The organism is Coprococcus sp. AF16-22, from assembly GCF_003461545.1.
Lineage (GTDB): Bacteria > Bacillota > Clostridia > Lachnospirales > Lachnospiraceae > Coprococcus > Coprococcus aceti.
The window spans coordinates 54768-76791 of the sequence record NZ_QTXH01000010.1; the positions used below are offsets into that span (position 1 = coordinate 54768).

General features: G+C 43.2%; 18 protein-coding genes. 2 read left to right on the top strand and 16 right to left on the bottom strand.

Annotation, left to right across the window (positions count from 1 at the left end; translation table 11 throughout):
- Positions 1-56: 56 nt before the first annotated feature.
- Positions 57-1436 carry an MATE family efflux transporter gene (locus DWW60_RS10865; RefSeq protein ID WP_243002952.1) on the bottom strand — a complete coding sequence of 460 codons (1380 nt, stop codon included), beginning with the start codon at positions 1434-1436 and terminating at the stop codon, positions 57-59.
- Between the two features lie 492 nt (positions 1437-1928).
- Between DWW60_RS10865 and DWW60_RS10870 the strand changes: the two genes are divergently transcribed.
- Complete coding sequence (locus tag DWW60_RS10870) at positions 1929-2783, top strand: ROK family protein (protein ID WP_117875367.1); 855 nt, start codon at positions 1929-1931, stop codon at positions 2781-2783.
- 63 nt (positions 2784-2846) lie between these two features.
- On the opposite strand, the gene DWW60_RS10875 is transcribed toward DWW60_RS10870, so the two are convergent.
- From DWW60_RS10875 to DWW60_RS10890, 4 genes are all read right to left on the bottom strand, one after another.
- Complete coding sequence (locus DWW60_RS10875) at positions 2847-3827, bottom strand: glycosyltransferase family 2 protein (protein ID WP_015533458.1); 981 nt, start codon at positions 3825-3827, stop codon at positions 2847-2849.
- A gap of 10 nt (positions 3828-3837) precedes the next feature.
- On the bottom strand, positions 3838-4986 hold the full coding sequence (locus DWW60_RS10880) for a glycosyltransferase family 2 protein (RefSeq protein WP_015533459.1): 1149 nt from the start codon (positions 4984-4986) through the stop codon (positions 3838-3840).
- 117 nt (positions 4987-5103) lie between these two features.
- On the bottom strand, positions 5104-5940 hold the full coding sequence (locus tag DWW60_RS10885) for an undecaprenyl-diphosphate phosphatase (protein WP_015533460.1): 837 nt from the start codon (positions 5938-5940) through the stop codon (positions 5104-5106).
- A 157-nt stretch (positions 5941-6097) separates the two neighbouring features.
- Positions 6098-6610 (bottom strand): DNA-deoxyinosine glycosylase, encoded by a 513-nt coding sequence (locus tag DWW60_RS10890; protein ID WP_192934988.1) that lies wholly within the window; start codon positions 6608-6610, stop codon positions 6098-6100.
- 239 nt (positions 6611-6849) lie between these two features.
- Here DWW60_RS10890 and DWW60_RS10895 point away from each other — a divergent pair, with 239 nt between their 5' ends.
- Entirely contained in the window at positions 6850-8172 is a 1323-nt protein-coding gene (locus tag DWW60_RS10895; protein WP_117875368.1) for a sodium-dependent transporter, read from the top strand.
- Between the two features lie 128 nt (positions 8173-8300).
- Here the strand turns inward: DWW60_RS10895 and DWW60_RS10900 are convergent, their stop codons facing one another.
- From DWW60_RS10900 to DWW60_RS10950, 11 genes are all read right to left on the bottom strand, one after another.
- Positions 8301-10319, bottom strand: coding sequence for a PAS domain-containing hybrid sensor histidine kinase/response regulator (locus tag DWW60_RS10900; protein WP_117875369.1), 2019 nt, complete (start codon positions 10317-10319; stop codon positions 8301-8303).
- Between the two features lie 92 nt (positions 10320-10411).
- On the bottom strand, positions 10412-10708 hold the full coding sequence (locus DWW60_RS10905; protein WP_015533463.1) for a hypothetical protein: 297 nt from the start codon (positions 10706-10708) through the stop codon (positions 10412-10414).
- The gene (locus tag DWW60_RS10910) at positions 10705-11730 is read right to left on the bottom strand and encodes a lysylphosphatidylglycerol synthase transmembrane domain-containing protein (protein ID WP_117875370.1); all 1026 of its coding nucleotides are present in this window, start codon (positions 11728-11730) and stop codon (positions 10705-10707) included. The genes DWW60_RS10905 and DWW60_RS10910 overlap by 4 nt, the downstream gene beginning before the upstream one ends.
- Positions 11731-11891: 161 nt before the next feature.
- Positions 11892-12614, bottom strand: coding sequence for a zf-HC2 domain-containing protein (locus DWW60_RS10915; protein WP_117875371.1), 723 nt, complete (start codon positions 12612-12614; stop codon positions 11892-11894).
- A 20-nt stretch (positions 12615-12634) separates the two neighbouring features.
- Positions 12635-13156: an RNA polymerase sigma factor gene (locus DWW60_RS10920; RefSeq protein ID WP_243002953.1), complete on the bottom strand. Its 522-nt coding sequence runs from the start codon at positions 13154-13156 to the stop codon at positions 12635-12637.
- A gap of 217 nt (positions 13157-13373) precedes the next feature.
- On the bottom strand, positions 13374-14156 hold the full coding sequence (locus DWW60_RS10925) for a TPM domain-containing protein (protein WP_117875372.1): 783 nt from the start codon (positions 14154-14156) through the stop codon (positions 13374-13376).
- Positions 14149-15825 carry a hypothetical protein gene (locus tag DWW60_RS10930; protein WP_117875373.1) on the bottom strand — a complete coding sequence of 559 codons (1677 nt, stop codon included), beginning with the start codon at positions 15823-15825 and terminating at the stop codon, positions 14149-14151. Before DWW60_RS10930 ends, DWW60_RS10925 begins: the two co-directional genes overlap by 8 nt.
- A 63-nt stretch (positions 15826-15888) precedes the next feature.
- Positions 15889-16656, bottom strand: a complete 768-nt coding sequence (locus DWW60_RS10935; RefSeq protein WP_117875374.1) for a zinc ribbon domain-containing protein — start codon at positions 16654-16656, stop codon at positions 15889-15891.
- 73 nt (positions 16657-16729) lie between these two features.
- Positions 16730-20218 (bottom strand): topoisomerase DNA-binding C4 zinc finger domain-containing protein, encoded by a 3489-nt coding sequence (locus DWW60_RS10940; protein WP_117875375.1) that lies wholly within the window; start codon positions 20216-20218, stop codon positions 16730-16732.
- A gap of 91 nt (positions 20219-20309) precedes the next feature.
- Positions 20310-20702, bottom strand: coding sequence for a hypothetical protein (locus DWW60_RS10945; RefSeq protein WP_117875376.1), 393 nt, complete (start codon positions 20700-20702; stop codon positions 20310-20312).
- Positions 20703-20874: 172 nt separating this feature from the next.
- Entirely contained in the window at positions 20875-21852 is a 978-nt protein-coding gene (locus DWW60_RS10950; protein WP_117875377.1) for a restriction endonuclease, read from the bottom strand.
- Between the last annotated feature and the right edge of the window lie 172 nt (positions 21853-22024).

The window sequence follows — 22024 nt, forward strand, 5'->3', positions numbered from 1 at the left end:
GATTGAATCGAAGAAGGACGCCCCCCAAAAGGCGTCCTTGCTATATTAATTATTATCTATGCATTTTCCGTACCGTCATCTTCTCTCTGACACTTTCTTATATACACAGAAAATCTCACAGATGCGGTGAGTGCTATCACAATCCATGTAAATATATTCGTATACCACACTCCCCAGAATCCCATCTTTAACACATACATCAGTATCAGCGCAAATACTATCCTTCCTCCCACCTCAAGAGCACCATTCAGCATGGAGAACACCACATCCCCCATTCCATTTAATGCGCCTCTCATGGTATATATCGTTCCAAGTGCAATATACATACTTCCGGATATCACAAGTCCCTTCGCGCCAAGCCTTATGACATTCTCCTCCGTCACGAAAAATCCCACAACATTTTCCCTGAAAACTGCTACCAGACAGAACATTGCTGCGCCAAGAGCCAGCGTGATGAGCTCTGTCTGCCATACCGCTCTGCGCACCCTTTCGTACTTGCGTGCGCCACAGTTCTGTCCTGCAAATGTAGACAATGCAAGTCCCAGAGAACTAAACGGCTGGAATATGATTCCCTCAACCTTTCCTGTTGCAGTATATGCAGCCATGACCTCCGGACCATATCCATTTATAAGGGTCTGCAGTATTGAGCAGGATATTGATATCATGGAAGTCTGAACCGCCATTGGTATACCGATACTGAAATCTTCCTTCATTATATCTCTGTCAAACTTGAAATGGCCTCTCTTCAGTCTGAAATAGGGATTGGTTTTCACCGCATAACATATAGAGCCAACGCTAGACAGGATCTGACTGAGAACCGTTGCATATGCGGCACCGGCAACGCCCATATCCATGTATATGACAAACACTATATCAAGCACAACATTTATGGCAGAAGCAATCATGAGAAATATAAGTGGGGTCTTTGAATCCCCAAGTGCCCTTAGCACAGCAGAAATTCCGTTATAAATAGCCACCGCTATCGTAAATCCACAGGTGATCCTCATGTATGTATATGCGTAGTCAAATGTCTCTGCAGGGGTCTTCATGAGCCTTATAATAGGCCCCGCAAAACAATATCCCAGTATACTCATGAGTGCACCAACCGCCAATATGACAAACAATGCATTTGCTATGGCTTTTTTTACCTGCTCTTCTTTCTTCGCTCCAAAATATCTTGATATGACAACACCTATTCCAGATGCCATTCCATTGCACAAAGAAAAAAACAGGAAACTGATCATTCCAACTGATCCCACACCGCCAAGCGCATTTGCCCCTAGATGACGACCAACCACTATCGAATCAACCAGGCTGTATACCTGCTGAAATAGATTGCCTATAAGTAGCGGAACTGAGAACTTCATGATCAGTTTCATACTGCTTCCCTCTGTCATATCCATAACATATTCTTTTTTGTTCAATACCTTTTCCACTATGTTTGCTCCTTGTATATATTTAGATTATCCATGATATACAAACTCATGAATCACCTTGCAGATTTTCATAGCAGCACCATCCGTATTGTAATCCCTGTGTATTAACCCATATGCCTCATCATAACATAAGTTATGCTAAGGTCAAGAAGCTAAATGGCTAATCTTCTATATACTCAACATAATCTCTTTCATCAGCGAAAAGCTGGTACTCTCCGTCCACATATCCCATATACCCTTCCGAAACAAAATATCCTTTTATCATGATCACGCCTCCTGTACACTTTATCTTCCAAGCTTCAAGCCTCTATCAAGCTCCTTAATATGGCTCTATCTTATCTTGTCAAGTGTCCAAAAAAGCGTACACCAATTCTCTTTTATATTCCACAAGTACCGACGCAAATCCGGGCTTGAAGATAAGTGACACGGCATATATAATGTATATAATTTTGAAAAATTTCTGCCATATAAACATGGCACCAAGGAGGAAATATGTACTACGGCGCACTTGAAGCCGGTGGCACCAAGATGGTTTGTGCCATAGGCGATGCAGACAAGAATATAATAGACAGAATATCCATACCGACGGGCACACCTGACCAGTCCGTGCCTGCCATGATAGATTACTTTAAGAAATATGACATATCCGCTCTCGGAATCGGTACATTTGGCCCGGCCGATATCAATCCTAATTCCCCTACCTACGGCTCCATCATGAGGAGTCCCAAGAAAGATTGGGAGGGATTCAGCCTTTACAAAGCATTTACGGATGCGCTTGGCTGCCTGGTTGTGGTGGACACAGACGTAAACGCAGCAGCCTGGGGTGAATACCTGTATGGAGCACTGAAAGGACTCAACTCGGGAATGTACCTCACTGTTGGAACCGGCATCGGCGGCGGTATAATATCCGATGGCAGACTCATTCACGGCATGGAACACCCGGAGACAGGCCACATCCTCATCCCTAGACGAACCGGCGATGATATACCATGTACCTGCCGATTCCACCAGAGCTGTGTAGAGGGTCTTGCATCCGGCCCTATGCTTGAGCGCAGAACCGGAATGAAAGGCAAAGACATCCCAGCCGACTCACCGGTATGGGATCTTGAAGCATTTTATATAGCTGAGGCACTGGTCAACTACACCATGTGCTACTCAGTTGAGAGGATCGTCCTTGGCGGCGGAGTCATGGACAACAAATTCCTGTTCCCTATGATCCGCAATTACTACACTGAACTGCTGTCGGGTTACATCGACATGCCACAGGTCAAGGACACCGACACATACATTGTTCCCGCAGGGCTCGAGGGAAATCAGGGCATCATAGGTGCTATGAACCTGTTCTGATACACACATTTGTCCACAAAAAAACAGTTTCACCGATCGACTGGTGAAACTGTTTTTTCTTTTCTATGCTGTTGCCTTCTCATACTCCTCAAAGGTCTTATCCATGATAACCTTGTACTTGCCATACTCGGTCTTGTTGTAGAAGCACTCCTCTGAAAGACTCTTGATACCAAACTCCTCGAACCACTCTTCCTTAAGTTTGTTGAACAGAACCTCCTTCTTTGGTCCTGTGATGGTCTCCAGATGCCACAGACTGAAATGCAGTGCATAGTTGATGTAATCCTGCTCATACTCCCAGAAATTGCCGTGGGCTTCAAGCGCCGCCTTGAGTGCCACAAGAGCCTCGTGGAAGCACTGCCATGACTTCTCTCTGGTGTTGGACAATGACTTTGGATTGTTTCTTCTCTGGTGTGCAAGCACCTCGTCCACTATCTCTATATTTGTTGCAAATGCTATCGCTGAAAATACGAACAGCATATCATTCGAAGTTCTGAGCTGCTGGAATCGGAAATGGTTCTCCTCAACATATTCCCTGCTGAAGAGCTTATCCCAAGCCCATCCCACAAATACCTTGAATATATTGCCCGTGAAATTACGGAAATACATTGGTCTGTACGGTGGAAGCTCCTTCTCGTGAAGTGTCCATCTGACCTGAACAAATTCCTGAAGATCCTCTCTGTACTGATCTGATCTGAACACAACTACCTGAGCTCTGGTCTCGTGAGCCTTGCTCCATGCCTTTTCCAGCATGTCCGGCTCAAAGAAATCATCGGAATCCAGAAATGAAAGATACTCTCCGGTCGCGATCTCAAGACCTTTGTTTCTCGCTGCCCCGGCTCCGGCATTTGCCTGCTGTATAACCTTTACACGCTGATCCTTCGCCTCATATTCCTTCAATATCGCCAGAGAATCATCTGTGGAGCCATCATCCACGCAAATGATCTCTATATCCTTAAGTGTCTGACCCACTATGCTGTCCATGCACTGGCGCAGATAATCAGACACATTGTAAACAGGAAGAATAACTGATACCTTTGTACCCATAGCTTTACCTCTATTTGTTTCGACTAAATAAACTCTTGATCTTTCTAGGTATGAACATAATGACCGCACCGATCCTGAATGTAGGTGTCTTCTTCACTCTGTCCAGATCTGCACGGGTCTGATGAACCAGACCACGGAGTCTCTTGACTTCTCTCTCAAGCTTGCGCTCACGATCTGTACATGCGATCCTTGTATAATAGTAATCGTCAGGGGACTTGATGATAAACTGGATGTTCGCCCACTCAAGCTTTGTAAATATAGTCTGATCAATCTCCTGCATCTCCATTGCTCTCTTGAACTCGGAGCTGTATCTTCTTATATAATCCTTCTTGAATTCAGGTCCGATTCTCCTGATCGTCTCGTTGTAATTGTGGTATTTCTTGAGCCAGTATACGCCTCTGAAACGCTCCCAGATCTCGGGATCCTTTACAAGTATATCTCTGATGTGATCATACTCAACATTGACACAGTATACCTTCTCTCTGCTGTGAACAGATGAATTCGGGTTATCTCTGCGGTTCATATAATATGGCTTGTTCACTATCATAGCTCTCTTGGCATATATAAATGTCTGGAACCAGAAACCATTGTCCTGGAATGATGCTCCCGGAGTCTCGTTGTGTCTGATATGATACTCCTCTATGAAGCTTCTCTTGTAGATTCCACTCCATGTGTTCATAATGAAACGGATCGCACTTGGTGTCTCGCTTGGATTGAACACAACATTATAATCCTCTGCATTCGGTGACAAGTGGTTGTACACCAAAGTCATGTTGCCATTGTCATCGTTGCGCTTAAATCTATAGAAATCTGCCTTTACAAGGTCAAGGTCGTTCTCAACCGCCTTGTTGTACAGTTCCTCATACATATTAAGTGGCACAAAATCATCAGGCTCAACTATACCAATATACTCACCTGTAGCCTTATCAAGACCGATATTCATGCCTATTCCATAACCGCCATTTTCCTTGTCAACAATAATGATACGGTCGTCTTTCTCCGCATATCCCTTTAATATTTCAAGTGAACTATCTGTAGATCCGTCATTGATACATATGATCTCGATATCCTTCAATGTCTGATTTACAACACTATCCATACACTCCACCAGATACATCTCTACGTTATATGTTGGAATGATGATTGAAACCTTTGCCATCTTTCTTCTCCCATAAAATTTTATCACAATGTTAATATGTGCTATAATGCACAATTCATGGGCATTATAGCACATACTATATATATTATGCAATTTTTGATTTTATTTATTTATAAGCTATGCAAATAAGGCAAAATATGCAAGAACTATAACTCCGAGCACGATCCTGTACCAGCCAAATATCTTGAAGTCATGCTTCTTGATGTAGCTCATCAGGAACTTGATGACAACAATGGATACAAGGTATGCAACGACACAACCTATAATAAGTATAGCGAACTCAGCACTTGTAAATGACAGTCCGAATTTGATCATCTTCAGAGCACTGAGTCCGAACATAACCGGAACCGCAAGGAAGAATGTGAACTCCGCTGCTGCCACTCTTGATACACCGATGAGCAAAGCGCCTATGATGGTGGCACCTGAACGGGATGTACCCGGTATGATGGAGAGCACCTGAAACATACCTATAAGAAATGCTGTCTTGTATGTTATGTCGTTCAGCGTCTCAACCTTCGGTGTTCTGGTCTTGTTCCAGTTCTCAATCACAATAAATGCTATTCCATAGAAAATAAGGGCAATCGCTATGACAACCGCTGTGTGCAAATGCGCCTCTATGTAATTATCAAACAGTATCGTAACTATCGCTCCAGGTATACATGCAACAACTGTCTTGAACCACATACTCCAGGTATCTTTCTTCATGACAGGCTGTGTCTTATCTTTGAGCTGGAAAGGCCACATCTTATTCCAGAATATGGTCACGACAGCAAGTATCGCTCCAAGCTGTATCACCACGAAAAACATTTCCTTGAAATCAGTGCTCGCATTCAGTGAGATAAATTCATCCACAAGAAGCATATGTCCTGTGCTACTGATCGGGAGCCACTCTGTGACTCCCTCCACGATACCAAGGAATACTACCTTAAGTATCTCGATAAAACTTAATGCCATCTCTTCTCTCTCCTTTTAACTTCATTATGAATATTTTAAATTCACAGCGGATATCTGACTCCATCCGGCTGCGGTCTCTATGATAACATATTCTCACTCGTTGTACATCATTCTACAGAAAGCTTTAGAAAATGTTATGTATGAGTTTATCTTCTGTCTATAATTTGCATATATCCGGTATCTCAGCACCCCAGATGTCAACCAGCTTATCCACTGAAAACGCAGCATTTGCCGGGCTTGTGGACGGAAGTACAACAGGTTCTATGCCAAGTATCTTCTGCTGATATTTTGCATAATACTTTCCTGAGGTCTTGCCGTTGCATATCACTTTTGTGACCTTGGAAGCTTCCACTATCTTCGACAGATCCGTGGGCGTAACATTCTTTATACTGCTGTCGCTTGAACCTATGATGTCACAACTGTAGATCGCATCCCACAGGGCTATGTGGTGTGCATGCAGCATGGCTTTCTTCTCATCTATGGTCACCGGAAGTTTCTCGCCAAGCACTCTGCTGATGACCTTCCAGAATCTGTTCTGCGGATGTCCGTAGAAGAACATCTGCTCCCTGGACTTCACCGATGGCAGGCTTCCCAGTATGAGTATCCTTGATTTCTCGTCGTATAGTGGGGGAAATGGATGTACTATATGTTCATATCTGTCCTCTGTCAATCTTCTCACCTCTCAGATAATATTCAAATAACTTTTTCCATTTTTCTGGTACATTGTACGCCACCTGCCGGTTATTTTTCAATTAAATTCTTGCTTTTGCAGCTATGTTTTAAGTCATGTCCACATTATTTAATTTACTTCCAAATGATATTCATGTATATTAATTAAGTTAACGTAATTTACGGACTATGAGGGAGGTCCGCCAATGCGGTAACGAACACATTTGGGAGGAATTATACATGAAAAAGAGAGAATCTTTTAACAACAAATGGGGCTTCATCCTGGCCTGCATCGGCTCTGCCGTGGGCATGGGCAACATCTGGATGTTTCCTACAAGAGTCTCCATGTACGGAGGCGGATCCTATCTCATACCATATTTTATATTTGTGGTACTCATCGGATTCACCGGAGTTATCGGAGAGATGAGCTTCGGACGAGCTACAAGATCCGGTCCAATCGATGCATTTGGAATCACCATGGAGAAAAAGGGCAAGCGAAAGCTCGGTGAACTGCTGGGCGGCATACCTGTGCTCGGCGCACTGGCAATGGCCATCGGATACACGGTCGTCATGGGCTGGATACTGAAATACATGATCGGAGCTTTCACCGGAAGCACACTGTCACCGGAGGATATAGACGGCTTTGCTTCAAGCTTCGGCGGAATGGCATCTTCATTTGGCAACAATGCATGGCAGATCATTGCACTTGCCATCGGAATCACCATCCTTATGTTCGGCGTGGGCAACGGTATTGAGAAGGCCAACAAGGTCCTGATGCCGGCGTTCTTCGTATTGTTCATCATCCTGGCCATATATGCGGCATGCCAGCCGGGAGCTATAGAGGGATACAAATACATCTTCCGCATAGAGCCAAAGGTACTTGCAGATCCAAAGACATGGATATTTGCGCTGGGACAGGCATTCTTCTCACTCTCAGTTGCGGGAAACGGAACTCTGATATACGGCTCATATCTGCCAGACGATGAGGATATACCGGGGGCTGCCGGACGTGTTGCACTTTTCGATACGATTGCTGCCATGCTTGCCGCACTGGTAATCATACCTGCCATGGCAACTGCCGGAGCACAGCTCAACCAGGGCGGCCCGGGATTGCTGTTCATCTATCTGCCATGCCTGTTCAAGTCCATGCCTGGCGGTTATATTGTTGCCATACTCTTCTTTGTGGCTGTGTTCATGGCGGGACTGTCATCACTAATCAATCTGTACGAAGCACCAATCGCAACGGTGCAGGAGAAGCTTGGAGTTGGCAGAAAACCTGCATGTGCCATCATCGGTGTCATAGCAGTTGTGGTATCCATCTGTATACAGGGTATCGTATCTGACTGGATGGATGTACTGTCCATCTACATCTGCCCACTTGGCGCAGGACTTGCCGGAATCATGTTCTTCTGGGTATGTGGCAAGAAATATGTTGAGACACAGGTCAACACCGGAAGGGAAAAGAAGTTCACAGAGAAGTTCGTGCCTATATGCAAATACATCTACTGTCCTGTATGTCTCCTTGTATTGATACTTGGTATCCTTCTCGGAGGCATCGGCTAGACAGACATTTCAATATAATTAATAAAAAGCAGTCTGACGGATCATCACCATGTATAACACTGGCGATGTCCGCAGACTGCTTTTTACTTACTGTATCATTATCTCTTTAATCGTGTATCTTATTGTGTTTAATGTCTGTATCCCGCAATTATATGTAATGCCTTATCCTCATCAAGTGGCTTTGCTATGTGCTCATTCATGCCCGCCGCCTTGCACTTCTTCACATCCTCTGCGAATACATTTGCAGTCATGGCAATGATCGGAATGGTTCCGGCATCCTCAAGGTCTGAGCTTCTTATCTGCCTGGTGGCCTCAAGGCCATCCATCTCCGGCATCATCACATCCATAAGTATCACATCGAAGCTTCCAGCCGGATGTGATCTGTATATCTCAACAGCCTCACGGCCATTTGCCGCAGTTGTGGCAACAGCACCAGCCGTCTCCACCATAAATGTTGCTATCTCCATGTTGAGCGAATTGTCCTCAACCAGCAGTATCTTCATTCCATCAAGTCTGACTGCCTCGTGATCCTCTGGCTTCTCTGGCTCAACGACATCTGTACAGATCTCAAATGGTATCTTCATGGTAAATGTAGAACCCACACCCGGCTTACTATCAACCTCTATGCTTCCACCCATGAGGTCGAGAAGCTCCTTGGTAATAGCCATGCCAAGACCTGTTCCCTGATACTTTGTTCCCGCATCAGTGTGCTCCCTTGAAAATGGCTCAAACAGGTGGCTGATGAACTCCTGGCTCATTCCAACTCCTGTGTCAGCTATCCTGAACACATAATTGGAATGCCTGCCGTCTACAGGTATCTCGTCCATCCACGCCTCTACCGTTCCGCCCGGCTTGTTGTACTTGATGGCATTTGTCAATATATTGAGAGAGATCCGCTGAAGATGAAGCGGACTGCCTATAACCATGTTGTGCTTTATATTGAAATGAGCACCCGTAAGCTTCACATCGTTCTCCTGTGCCATGACCAGGATCGGATCATATCCACTTCTCAAAACCTTTATTATGTCAAACGGTTCACTGGTGAGCTCCGTTCTTCCGCTCTCAAGTCTGCTCATATCAAGCACATCGTTGATGAGCAGTTCAAGCTGTTTTCCAGCATCATCTATCTTGGACAGCGCATCCATCACTCTGTCCCTGTCATCTATGCACTGTTCGGCAATTCGTGACATTCCAAGGATTCCGTTGATAGGTGTTCTTATGTCGTGTGACATGCGTGAAAGAAATTCCGTCTTCGCTGTATTTGCACGCTTGGCCTCTTCGTAAGCTTCGGCAAGCAGCTTCTGGGCACGGATCTCCTCCTTCTTCTCCTCGTCGATCTCCTGAACACCTATGAGTATACGGGTGAGTTCACTCTCCTCATCCGTCCTGACTGGAATCGCCGTTATACGGCACCAGCCATATAAAGTGTCCCGGAAATCCTTACTGACGCTCTTCTCCGTCCTGAGTTTCTCCGCCAGCCTGTCCAGATTGTAGAATCTGCGCATCTGCTCACGATCCTCTTCAACCACACAGTCATTTATCACATTTTCTATTGTCTTTCCTGCTTCGTAATCCGCATTCTGTGCCGGCTTTCTGAAGGTATCACCTTCCTTGATAACCCGCACCTTACCGGTCTGAAGATCGAATATACACACAATAAAATATATGCTGCTAACAGCCTTGATAACCGAATCCTGCTCCCGGAGTTTCTCCTTGTGAGCCTGTTCCGCATTGCGCACAGCGGTTATATCCTGATGGTAGCCTCTGACTTTTATGCCATCGGTAAAACTCCTGTCCCGAACACCGCCACATCTTATGTGCAACAGTCCTCTGGTTGGATGCATCCAGGTATATATAACCTCAGCCTTGCCGTCGCGTCTTATGGTCTCCATGTATTCAGCGGTGGCCTGCTGTGACTCCTCAGTAATGCCTGCTATCCACTTTACATATCTATCTTCAGGCGACAGATCATCAGTCGTTCCAAGAAGAGCGTTCATCTTCTTGTTCGCATACAGCATGGATCTGCCGTCGTTCATGAGCACCATGGTCCACATACCAATACCGGCCCCGGCCAGGGTCTCTTCTATCTCACTCTGTACCTTTTTCTCCTGTTCCTCAGCGCTCTGATTAGCTTCATTTTCCGTCATTATATCAATCCTTTTTCCATATACTTTTCTATAAATATTTGTACCATATAACGACAGATTTTACCAGTTAAGAAACTCAACTATTATAAAGATTATTCATCATCTTCATCCAATCCGAAGCCTTCCTCCAGAAATCGGTTCCACTCGGCATTGTTGCTCTCAAGCTGCTTCTTCTGCATGATACGGTTCCGGTCTGCGAGAATGGACAACATCTCATCCACAATCTCCTCAAGAGGCAGCTCCTGATAATGCGACAGATAGCCCATCATCCTGCCCGCCGTAAAATCCGTATTCAGATTCTTTGATATGAGATCACAGAACTCCTCGGGATATCCCCGGTCAAGCATCATCTCATAGAGCTCCATGCTCATCTCTGATCTTGGTTTCATTCAGATCTCCTTCCTATCACAAAGCTTGCCACCACTGTAAATATTGCACTGATTATCAGCTCAGTATAGTATCCCAGCCCTCTGCTGAGTATCATACCCGGCAGCAACAATTTGCTTCCAAATATCGGCAAAAACATCTCCATGAACAGCTTCTCACTGATTCCCATACCACCTGGAAGTGGAAGCATATCGACCGCAACAGCTATAGCTCCCTGCATCAGTATGATAAGTCCTGCAGATGCCCCCGCAAGTCCGAATGCCTTGTACACAAACCATGTCGCTGCAAATAGTGAGAATCTTTGCACAACTGTTATAATGAACACTACCACCAGCATCCCGAAATGTCCCATCATATAATCCGCAGTCTGGTTGTATTTCTCCATCGATGCTGCAAGCTTTTCCTCACGGGACTTCTTGTGTCTCAGGAATCTCATCTTCTCAAGAAGTCTGCTGCCCTTCACAACAAATGCCTTGGCAAGTGACGGATGGAATGCGAACAGCACCATACCTGCCACACACACCACGTTCAGCACAAGTCCCAGATAGAACACCCACTGCACATCATCTATATAAGTATGTATAAACTTCTGTCCAAATATAGCGATTCCAAGTCCCAGAAGCACCAGTACCAGCTTGTACGTGATCGTCACTATGAGCAGTACCTGTGTGGACACCGGGATCGGTATCTTCTTTTTCTTCATATAATATATCTGCGCCGGCTGTCCGCCTGATGCAGATGGTGTAATACAGCTAAAGAAGAATCCAACCGACGAGAACAGGAAACAGGTTCCCCTGCCTACCTTCACTCCAAGATTTCGCATCATATAATGAATGATAATTGATTCTCCCCATATAAATACCACAACACATACCACTCCCGGTATGAGCCACCAAGGATTCACCGTCTGAAGTATATCAGATATCTGTCCTATATCCTCGCCGTGAAACACTCCGTATATCGTTCCGGCAAATATGAGAACCAGGAACAATACGTTGAACACCATCTTTTTCTTATTTCCCATTTAGCTTACTATCCTTTTCATAACTGGGGCAATACCCCTTTAAATACAGCGTGAACGTCATGCACAATGCTAGTATATCATGGATCATTCAATTAAATGGCAAAAAAGGTTGGTTTTTACTTTAATTATTTGTAATGTGAGTTTTATGTGGCATACACATTCTATTTTTCACTGTTCAGGATCGGCAGATTCTGGTTCTCCTCCCAGAGAGTCGCAACCTCGGTTCCATCCTTGTGGCAATACACAATCTTATTTATAACTCTTGGCTCCTCATCGCCATAGTATATATCTGAACTGCCTGTATCCTTATGTTCTGTCTGAGGGACAGCCGCGCCCTCTCTATATCCTCCAAAGCTCTGATACGCCTCACTTGACATCCACGACCTTGCATTTCCAAATATATCAAGTGATGTCAGCCCCTGCTCCCCGAGATAGAATTTGAATACGCCGCTATCCATTTCATCTGAAGTACTTATATCTACTATCTGTCCCATTCCCTCAAGACCATTCTGGTGAAGGTACAACATTCCGTCTATCTCGACAACCTGGGCAGCCTGTTGTATCCCCTCCGATGTCATCTTTGGCCAAACCTCAGTCCACCTGCAGGTTATCGCCCAGTTGAGCACTATCCAGAGCAACACAAATATCAAGATAACCGCCAGCGCTCTTCCTCTTATCTTTTTATTTACAAATTTCTTAAATCCCTTTACACCTGAACTATCCTCCATCGGAAGCACAAGATGCGACTTCATGCGCTCAACCGTCATCAGACAATCAGGACAATGCTCTATATGCTCCTCAACCTTTGCCTTGCTCTCCTCGCTGCACACGCCATCCACGTAAAGTGGTATGAGATCTTTTATAATTTCACAATCTTTATTCACTATTATACCTCCTGTTTCTGTTACATTTTATCCATTATCATCATTCTGGCACGGTGATATGTCACTCTCGCCCAGCTCTCCGTCTTGCCAAATATATCAGCGATCTGCCCGAATCTCAGTTCACCAAATACCCTGAGCGTGAACACTTCTTTATATGGCTCCGGCAGATCATGCAGTATTCTGTGAATCTTTATAGCCTGCTCCTTATCAACCGTCTCTGATATGAGATCATACTCCGCATCCCCCATAAGTGCAGCCTGTGACTCTGACCGGTTATTTACCGCGTCACCATCCACCTGCTCCCGATTCTGTTTGCCCGCATATGTAAAGTATGTATTCTTTGCTATCTGACAGAGCCAGACCTTTATATCGCAGTCTCCTTTGAACCGATCCACAGCTTTTATCGCTTTAACAAATGTCTCCTGTGTTATGTCTTCGGCTATGTGGGGATTCTTAGACAGTGCCAGCACCAAACGATATACGTCTTTGTAGTACTTTTCGTATATTTCTTCTATTCCATTTTTTTCTTTTCCTGACGCCAAGTTTTTTACCTCCCTTCACATATAAGACCAGTATAATTGAAAAACGTTACAAAAGGAGCAGACGCATGTAAGGCGCTTCGCGCGGCGTCTGCGTACTTCACAAGGAATCCTCCCACTTACGTGGGTCCCTCCTTATGAAAATAAAATGCTGTGAATTTCGAAAATTCTTCACAGCATTTTTCATCGTTTATATTTTGTCAGATTTTCTTCTCTTTGACTAGAAGCTGTGGCCTCCACCGCCGCCGCCGATGCCTCCGAAGCCACCGCCGCCGATTCCACCATGGCCTCCGGATCCAGATCTTGTACTTCTCGTTTCAGTGAGCATATCATATTTCTGATTCATATTATATGAAACCTTTGTACCGATAAGCAGATTTTTTGAACCCATATCATGTACTTTTGATGTTTTCTTCAGCAGAAGATAATTAAGCAATATAGAGAATATTATTGCAAGAAGTATATTGCTGATATGCTTCATGGGACGGCTTATCTGCTCTCCTACCAGCAGCATATTTATCTGCTTGAATGCCTCATTTGCGCACTCAAAATATTTCTCTTCACTTGCATATTCATAGACATTGTCTGTTATCGTATACGCATTTGTCTTGGTGATGATCTTATACGGTTCGCCATAAGAATAGATGTATATCTGTCTATTATACAAATCAATGAGGAACATAACACCATCCAGGGTGCCCAATTCCCTTTTGTAGGATGACTCAGCATGGTACGCTGAAGAATGGAATGCAAATTCCGATATCTCGCATAATACATTACAATAACGGGCTGTCTCCTGCATAGTCTCCATCAGTTGTTCTTCCTGACTTTTAGTCAACACATCTGCATAGTCCTTGATTATCACTTTATGGTGGTAGCTATACGAATCATCCTGATCCTTCTCAGATGCGTGAACATGTACTGCACAATCAGCCCCCACAACCAGAAACGACAGCATGATCATCACAGTGATCATCACTCTGGCAATTACCGCTCTACGCACGATGATCACCTCCCTTGTACTCAAACTGCGGAAGTGGTCTTGTGGACATCCGGTTGTGGCTGATAACCAGGTCTATAAGCGTCAGAATGGTTGCAGCACACACCAGGAGCACGCATCCATAATAATACTTATCCATAACCGGTTTTATCAACACGACCGCTACAGACAGAATGGTGGCAAATGCAATAAATAATCCCATGGTGCCACTTTTTCTTTTTACTCTTCTCACGTTTGCTATGCCTTTTACTGCTCCATAAATGGCAACCAGACACGAGATGACCGCCACAACATAACTGGCCTTTCCCATAATATCCCAGTTAAAAAGTAAAGGATTTATTCCAAACTTCAGGCATAATAATAATATCATGCATGCTATCAGCTGTATGACTTCAAGAAAACAAGAAAACTTTATAAATGAAGTTATCTTATTTTTTAATTTTCTTTTTGTATTTTTTTGTGGCTTTTTTGTTTGTAGCTTTTTTATTTGTAGTTTTTTCTTCCTGCCTCCACTTTTCTTTACATTGAGTGTATGCCTTGCGAAGAATCCCACATCATTTTCATGTGTCTCTACATCCGCTATCTTCTCCATCTCATCGCAATATATCATGGTCACAAGCGCACCTATCGCAGATACAAATGCGAGCAGAACGCCAGGTCTCACCGTAAGAAATAAGTTCAGCAAAAAGTATAATGGAGCCACTCCTATCAGGCATCCCAGCAGAAACTTGCCGATATCAAGCGGTATATCCGCAGCCACTTTTCCTGTGCTGCCATTTACCGCTGCATATGCAATACGCTTACCGTTCTTGTATGACAAAAGCCACACAGGAAACAACCCGGTCTTTGCTCCAGTGATCTTTATATCCATCGTTTCTGACAATGGCTCCTCCGGTTCACCGATAGCATCGTATGTACATAGATGATGCTTTATCTTACTCATCATCACATCATACGCCATATCACCTGTCACCTGCGCTATCTTATCCCTGTACACACCATAATCCACATCCGGCAGATCCGCGTAGAACCCGCTCAGATATCCCATGGAAAATGGTTTCATATCCGCCGAGTCAAATGGTGCCACCTTACTGCTGAGATCATCCGGAAACAGCGATGATGCATCCATGGTTATATTCTCATAATGATTATCCGCAAAGCATCTTACATTATATGTATGACTGACTGTATCAACCCCTGAGCTATAGCTGTCCGTCGCCCTGACAGCTGTTTTACCTTTCTGGTCAACATCACACAGCCAATACGGCATGTAGATTCCACGGAACTCCTGCACATTTCGTCTGTGTTTCAGCCTGTTCGGAGCGTATATAGCCCTCTTCATGACTGTGACATATGATGCCTTGCACATGTCCTTCGTCACCGCAAACGGTATCACATAATCCGGTCTTCTCTCGCTTTTCAGCCGGCTGGAAAGCATAGTCGCTGCCCCGCAGTAACTGCAGAATCCCGTCGCTGATTCATCTGTACTGTATATCTCCCCACCACACTGCGGACAAATGAATACAGTAAGTTCCATAAGCTTGCGCTCCTCGCTGTCCTCATCCTTGTCGACACTCTCCGGCTCGTATTCATTTCCACATGCTTTGCAGTACATTTTCTTTCTTGCTATATCATATACCAGATTGCTGCCACATCCGGCACATTGTATCATATGTATTTCCCCCTGTAATATAAATTGTGAAAGATTATTGACGAAATAACCTAACTCATTATACTACCTCTTTTTATAAAGAACCAGTTCCGGATTTGTCCCTTCCGCCTCATATGTCGATATCAAAATAAAATCCATATCCGCCAGAACTCCAAAGTATCTGTCTCCGCCGAATTCGCATTCCAGCTGATTTCCCAGATACGTCTTCTCGTCATCAAGGAATTTGACATTCATGCCATTTGGCAGACGATACTCGAGATTCACATATTTGCCAACAAGCGCATTGAGTCTTTCAAGACGGGGCATTCCTTCTATATGAAGCGCATTGATCTCATCTATGAGCTTACCTTTAAATACCTCAAACTGGCCGCCATCACTTAGCTGCTCATAACGCTTCCAATAGTCAAGTTTCGGCAGCATCTCTTTCAAATATTCTCTCGCCTGCTCCTCAGTGAAATTCTCCCCCATCATATTCTTCACACATACATCGATCAGATCATCCATATTGCTATAGGTATAGGTGCCGTCGGCGTAACACCATTTGCAGTAGTCCTCGTTCAGCGCACCATCACTGTCCCGTCCCATAACGGCAGCGTCCTCGAGTGGCATTCCACAGCACTGACATATCAATTTCCTCGGTTCGCCAAGCAGAGTGTTTATCGATACATCAAACTCTTTTGAAAGCAGTTTCAACGTATCTGTATTCGGCACTGTATCGCCGTTTTCCCAACGTGACACCGCCTGCCTTGTGACCATGACCTTCTCTGCCAGGTCATCCTGGGATAATCCTCGTTTGGTTCGAAGTTCTAATATAACGTCCTTTGTCTCCATTGTACTCACCTCCGTTATGGATATCATAACAGATTGCGGGGATTGGGAAAAGCAACGGGGTGTTGCTCTGTTCCTATACCGACTGCGTAAACCGGCATTTCGGGAAGCCCGAGCAACCTATGAATTTGCCAAATTTCCCCGATCTTTCAACCAACTTTTTCCCGCATTCCGGGCATATCATAGACATCTTTGCAGGTGCAGCCTTAGCCTCTTCGGTCTTATCGCCAAGCAGCTCAGCAACCTCTTTATCTGTTAGTATCTCTGCTGTGCATTCTCTCGCAACCCTCACCGACCTGCAAGTCCATACCGACTTATCGCCTATCATGTAAAATCTGAATTTTGCCCTTGTCGCTGCAACATTGACGATATTATTGTTCACCCAATTGACGGCTCCCATAGATTTGCTGTCGCATCCGAGTAGGAATATAACCTCATCCGTTCCCTGACCCTGGAAAGTGTGCACTGTTCCAATGTTATTTGCATTAAGCCATTTTCTGACTCTTGGCTCTTTTCCATATAACTCCGATTTCTTTATCATCTCCAGCATTCCCTCTTTCACCGATGTAAATGGTGTGATGATAAACAGCCTCGGAATATCGATAGTATCCCGTTCAAATTTTCTCTCCAGTAGTTTCAGAACAAGCTCCCCCTGTGCCTTGACAAAATGATCCTTCTTGCCCGAATTCTCAGCACCGGCTACATCTATCCAACAGCTCTTGTCCAAAATAAATGTCTTTGCCCTATCAGCCTTAGGTGCTGCCGTCTGCTGCTTCATAGTTCCATCATATGAAAGCACATTTGAGATTGTGTACATCGGGTCAATGCAGCGCCTATGGACTACCAACGGGCAGCCTACCCACTCTTTCTCCTCATCTTTTCCAAGATAAGTTCCATACGGATTTATATAGTCAGCAAATGCCTGCACAGAGATTTTCTTATCCTTGTAACCTGCCAATATCTCTGCGGTAAGCAGCTGTTTTATCATGTCAGTCTCTGCGGTAACCACAGGCTCGATCTGCTTTGGATCTCCGACTATGATCGCCTTTCTACACCTAAACATCGCACCAACCGCCATCTGCGGCTGTGCCTGTCCCGCCTCATCGACGATAAGAGTTCCAAGCACTCCGCTTTTCTTCACATCGCCCAGGAAAGTCTGCGCAGAAGCAAATGTTGTGGATATCACAGGGGTCAGCAGGAAAATGCTCTGGAGCATATATGGCATGGCTTCTTCTCTGTCAGCAAGCTTCATCCTCTCACCACAGTCATCAAACACATTCCACGCAATCATCAGGTTGATGATATTATGCCGCATGCATTTTGAAGAAATGACAAATTCTTTGTGCAGCTTACATGCATACAGGAATAACTTTTCACGCTCTCTATTGTACTGGGCGGTAAACCATGGATTGGTTATCTGTGCTTTTGTTGACAGCCTGTCGTCCTCGGATACATAACGTTCCATAAATGCAGCGTCCACCGGGGTCATCTTCATCTGCCCATGCGAGTATTTTGAAATACACCGCTGGTATTCCTGAAGATTCTGCAGGCCTGATATCCTGTTGTTCAAAGAAGTTATCTCTCCATTAAGTTTTGATATTGTTGCTTTCTTCTCCTGAATGAATATATCTCTTGCGGATGTATCCTTACGCCTTGCGAACAATCCCTTCGGTCTGCTTTCCTCAAGCTCGATCAGCTCTTTTTGTTCAGCAAATAACTGACGCTCAAACATCTGCCGCTTTCTTTCCACATCACTTATTTCACATGACAAATCCTCTGGTGCATTTTCCTGCAACTCCACAGGAACCGAACTTGCCAGAGCACAGATCTGTTCCAACTCATTTCGCAGGCTTTCCACCAGTTTATATTGAGATAAAAACTTTTTTCTTACCTCCAGATATTTTGCCTTATGCTGCTCTCTGACACCATTCGATTTATAGTCCTCCACAAATGGCTTCAGGACCGAATTGCAATACTTACGGATATTTGCCTTTCTGCCAAACGGAGCGGATATAAGGCCCCAGCAGTCGGCTCCGCCTAAAAGTTTATCCGCATAACGCGTAAAATAAATATCCTTCTCTTCTCGGCTCTTTCCGTATCTGGTTATAGTCTCCACATCACCTGACTTGTTGATATCAAACAAATCATGAACCTCATCCAGACCGCAGCAGATCTCCTCTTCGTCATCCCCAGACGACTCCAAACTGTCAAGTATATCCCCCTCCTTCGGAAGGTCTATCGTGATATTTTCCACCGCCGCATTGTTACATGACGCGACCAGCATACTATAATTGTTGATCTCATCAACATTTATCGAATAATAATGAGGCGCATACTGGTAATAGGCATTCGCATTTGCCTCTAGCGGTCCATGCGAAAATGAATGCATTTCAAATAAAGAGTCTGGATCTTCTGCATTCTCAGCGAGGAGTCTGGCACGCTCAACAATATTGCTTGCCACGATCTCCTTGAGCAATGTAGTCTTTCCCGTTCCGGGAGGTCCGTTTACAGAAAAAACTGGAGCATCCCCGTCCTGTCTGATTGCAATATTGACTGCAACCTGCTGCATCAACGCCGGCATATATTTGGCCGGCCATTTACCCCTTGGCGAATTTGTAACGTTAAGAATTCTGTCAAAGAACAACTTCATCTCACTTTTTCCCGCATCCGGCGAGATGATCGTTCTCGGTAAATCGTCTGGGCCTTTCGACTTTTCGTGCCCTGCCAGAATGTACTCGATCACTTTCTTCTCATATTCATTCCCATCGCCAAAGTTCCCATTCTGAACCAGCTCTGACAACTGAATAATGTCATTCAAAAAGAAGCTTTTACCCTGATCCGCATAGTCAAATGCATCCTCGTCCGCATCTCTGGCCTGCTCGTCCACATACCTGTTGTACTCAGCAATTCCCATTGATTCCTGCGAATCCTCTGAGAATCTGTGTTTCACATACTCGTTAAAAATCTTTTCATATATGGTTGAAATGAACTCATCGACATTCTGATCCTGCAGTTCCTCATTGATCTCTCCAACAAGTTCTTCATACTCGCTAGTATCGAGAGAAAAGTCATGACTATTATGTGCTCTTGACTCATCCCACTTGGCAACTGCCCACAGTATCGATGACAGCTGGAAACTATTCTTAAGATACACGCCTTTCGTATCTGTCTTGAATGAGCACCATGCGATCGCGCTCTTTTGGGGATAAGCTATCTCAGGATTATCGGATTTATCCTCTATAAACTTCTCAAGATAATCAACTACTGTATTCCTCTCTACCTTCCCCAGACAAAAATGGATCTCATCACCAACCGAAGGAAACTTCGCATAGTCGTCCCTGTCTTTTTCCAAGATCATTTCCAGATCTATATCAGAAGCCGACAAAACTGGCAAATCAAAGAAGACCTCGATCTTCTCTGCCTTAACCTCTTTGCCATTCTTAATATTCTTAATTAGCTTTTTGTTCTCTGAACTTTCCTGTGGAATGTCGGTCTGACCTAGAAATTCTGTAATTTTCCAGTAGTTTAAGATTTCCAGGACTGCGTTCTTTCGTTTGTCTTCCATTCGGTGTGCTCCTTGTGGTGTAACTAGTGCAATGACTTTTTATAATTATTGTACAGATAAACAGAAGTATTTTCAATTTATTCATACTGAATTACGACAAAGTCCTGGATTGTCGCTTAGCTGGATTTTTTATAATATCTTTTATTTCTTTAATCTTCCCATGCTTTATCAATACATGTGCAACTATCCCCCAACAATCCATTTTTAATATTTCAACAATAATCTCTTTCGGATTCGGGACTCTAGCATTATCTGATGGCATTCTATTTATTATATTTTGAATGTCATCAATTTCTGGATATTCCATTCTCAATCGCATATTCAAATCCCATCCATTTTGAATATATTTCGGATCTAAACTTATACAATTAATTAGTTGATTTGTATACTGCAGATCGGCCCCTGCCTTTACATCATCTTTAGTTTCTTTCAAGTTAATAAGTTTTTGCGCCACATATAACATTTCTTCCTGAAAAAATATCAAATTACTCACCTCCAATTCTAATTATTTACGATAATCTAGTGCTTTGTAAATATCTTATATTGTCGAATGAAGGTAATCCTAAAAAATACATATAATCATGTCTCTACTATATAAATTTGTTGTATACCTTACTAAACACATTTATCAAAATAATGTTAATTATAACCTAGCACTATTTTTCAAGTTCCATTAATATATTATCTAATTTCTCCAACAAAAATTCTGCTGGATCATCTTGATTTTCTTTCATATTATTCATCTTTATTAGATCATCTGTAGTCAACAGCACAAGCAATTTTCCATTTTCTCTTAAACATCCTTTTGCTGCCCAAGTTGCATTTTCATCATAGCCATTTTGAGATATAATTATTCCCACTCTTCTTAACGCCTTAGCATATAAGTATTTTTCTGTAGTATATATCTCTTTTTGGGTAACTGGTTCACCATAATTTTTAAACTCAAAAATCACATATTTAGATTTAAAGTATTTTTCAATAATTGACCAAAAAGTCTTTTGGTTTCCATCTTTTATTCTGCACAAAAGGTCAAATCTATACAATTTTTTATTAGACTTTTCCTGTTCTTTCCATAAAGTTAAATCTTCTGAAAATATATTTTCCAATAGCTTACGACATATTACTTCATATTTTCTCGCCATAGAATTACCTTCTTGACATAATTTCATCTCTTTAATCAAAGATTTAGTATAGGAACTATGCTGCAAAGAATTAATTTCTATAAAGCCCTTCACCGGTGCTATATTATCTACGGAATAATTCAAACATGCAATCATCTCGTTCTTTAGCTCATCAAATTGCTGAACAGCAAACAACAAATTTGATATATCTATTACTATTAATTCTGGATGTTCATTATAGAATTTTTTTCTCTTTTCATCTGTAACATATTCGGCAACAACTAAAATTGGAATCATTTTATTATCTATCGCAATTTGTGAAATTCTATCAGCTACATGACCACTTACTGAAGCATATTTAACTTCTATACAATATTTATTGTCATCTTTCTCTGCAATAATATCAATCTCAACACCATTATTAAGCATCACATTTCGTTGAATACTGTATTCTGCTTTTTGAAATATTCGAGCTACACACTTTTCAAATAATACATAATTGTATAAATTCATCTAGTAATTCTCCTTTAAATCACATCACTATCAAAATATTATTTTGTGGAAATAAATTTGTTGCCTTATCACATCTTTTATGCATAGGTAAATCCCACCTACTGTTTTTCTATATCAATTTTTTTTCAAATATAATGGTCATTTCACCTATTAAGCAAACATATTTGATTCT

Coding starts and splice junctions, on each gene's coding strand:
- DWW60_RS10870 (WP_117875367.1), top strand. CDS start 1,929: ATGTACTACGGCGCACTTGAAGCCGGTGGCACCAAGATGGTTTGTGCC.
- DWW60_RS10875 (WP_015533458.1), bottom strand. CDS start 3,827: ATGGGTACAAAGGTATCAGTTATTCTTCCTGTTTACAATGTGTCTGAT.
- DWW60_RS10880 (WP_015533459.1), bottom strand. CDS start 4,986: ATGGCAAAGGTTTCAATCATCATTCCAACATATAACGTAGAGATGTAT.
- DWW60_RS10885 (WP_015533460.1), bottom strand. CDS start 5,940: ATGGCATTAAGTTTTATCGAGATACTTAAGGTAGTATTCCTTGGTATC.
- DWW60_RS10895 (WP_117875368.1), top strand. CDS start 6,850: ATGAAAAAGAGAGAATCTTTTAACAACAAATGGGGCTTCATCCTGGCC.
- DWW60_RS10900 (WP_117875369.1), bottom strand. CDS start 10,319: ATGACGGAAAATGAAGCTAATCAGAGCGCTGAGGAACAGGAGAAAAAG.
- DWW60_RS10905 (WP_015533463.1), bottom strand. CDS start 10,708: ATGAAACCAAGATCAGAGATGAGCATGGAGCTCTATGAGATGATGCTT.
- DWW60_RS10910 (WP_117875370.1), bottom strand. CDS start 11,730: ATGGGAAATAAGAAAAAGATGGTGTTCAACGTATTGTTCCTGGTTCTC.
- DWW60_RS10930 (WP_117875373.1), bottom strand. CDS start 15,825: ATGATACAATGTGCCGGATGTGGCAGCAATCTGGTATATGATATAGCA.
- DWW60_RS10935 (WP_117875374.1), bottom strand. CDS start 16,656: ATGGAGACAAAGGACGTTATATTAGAACTTCGAACCAAACGAGGATTA.
- DWW60_RS10940 (WP_117875375.1), bottom strand. CDS start 20,218: ATGGAAGACAAACGAAAGAACGCAGTCCTGGAAATCTTAAACTACTGG.
- DWW60_RS10950 (WP_117875377.1), bottom strand. CDS start 21,852: ATGAATTTATACAATTATGTATTATTTGAAAAGTGTGTAGCTCGAATA.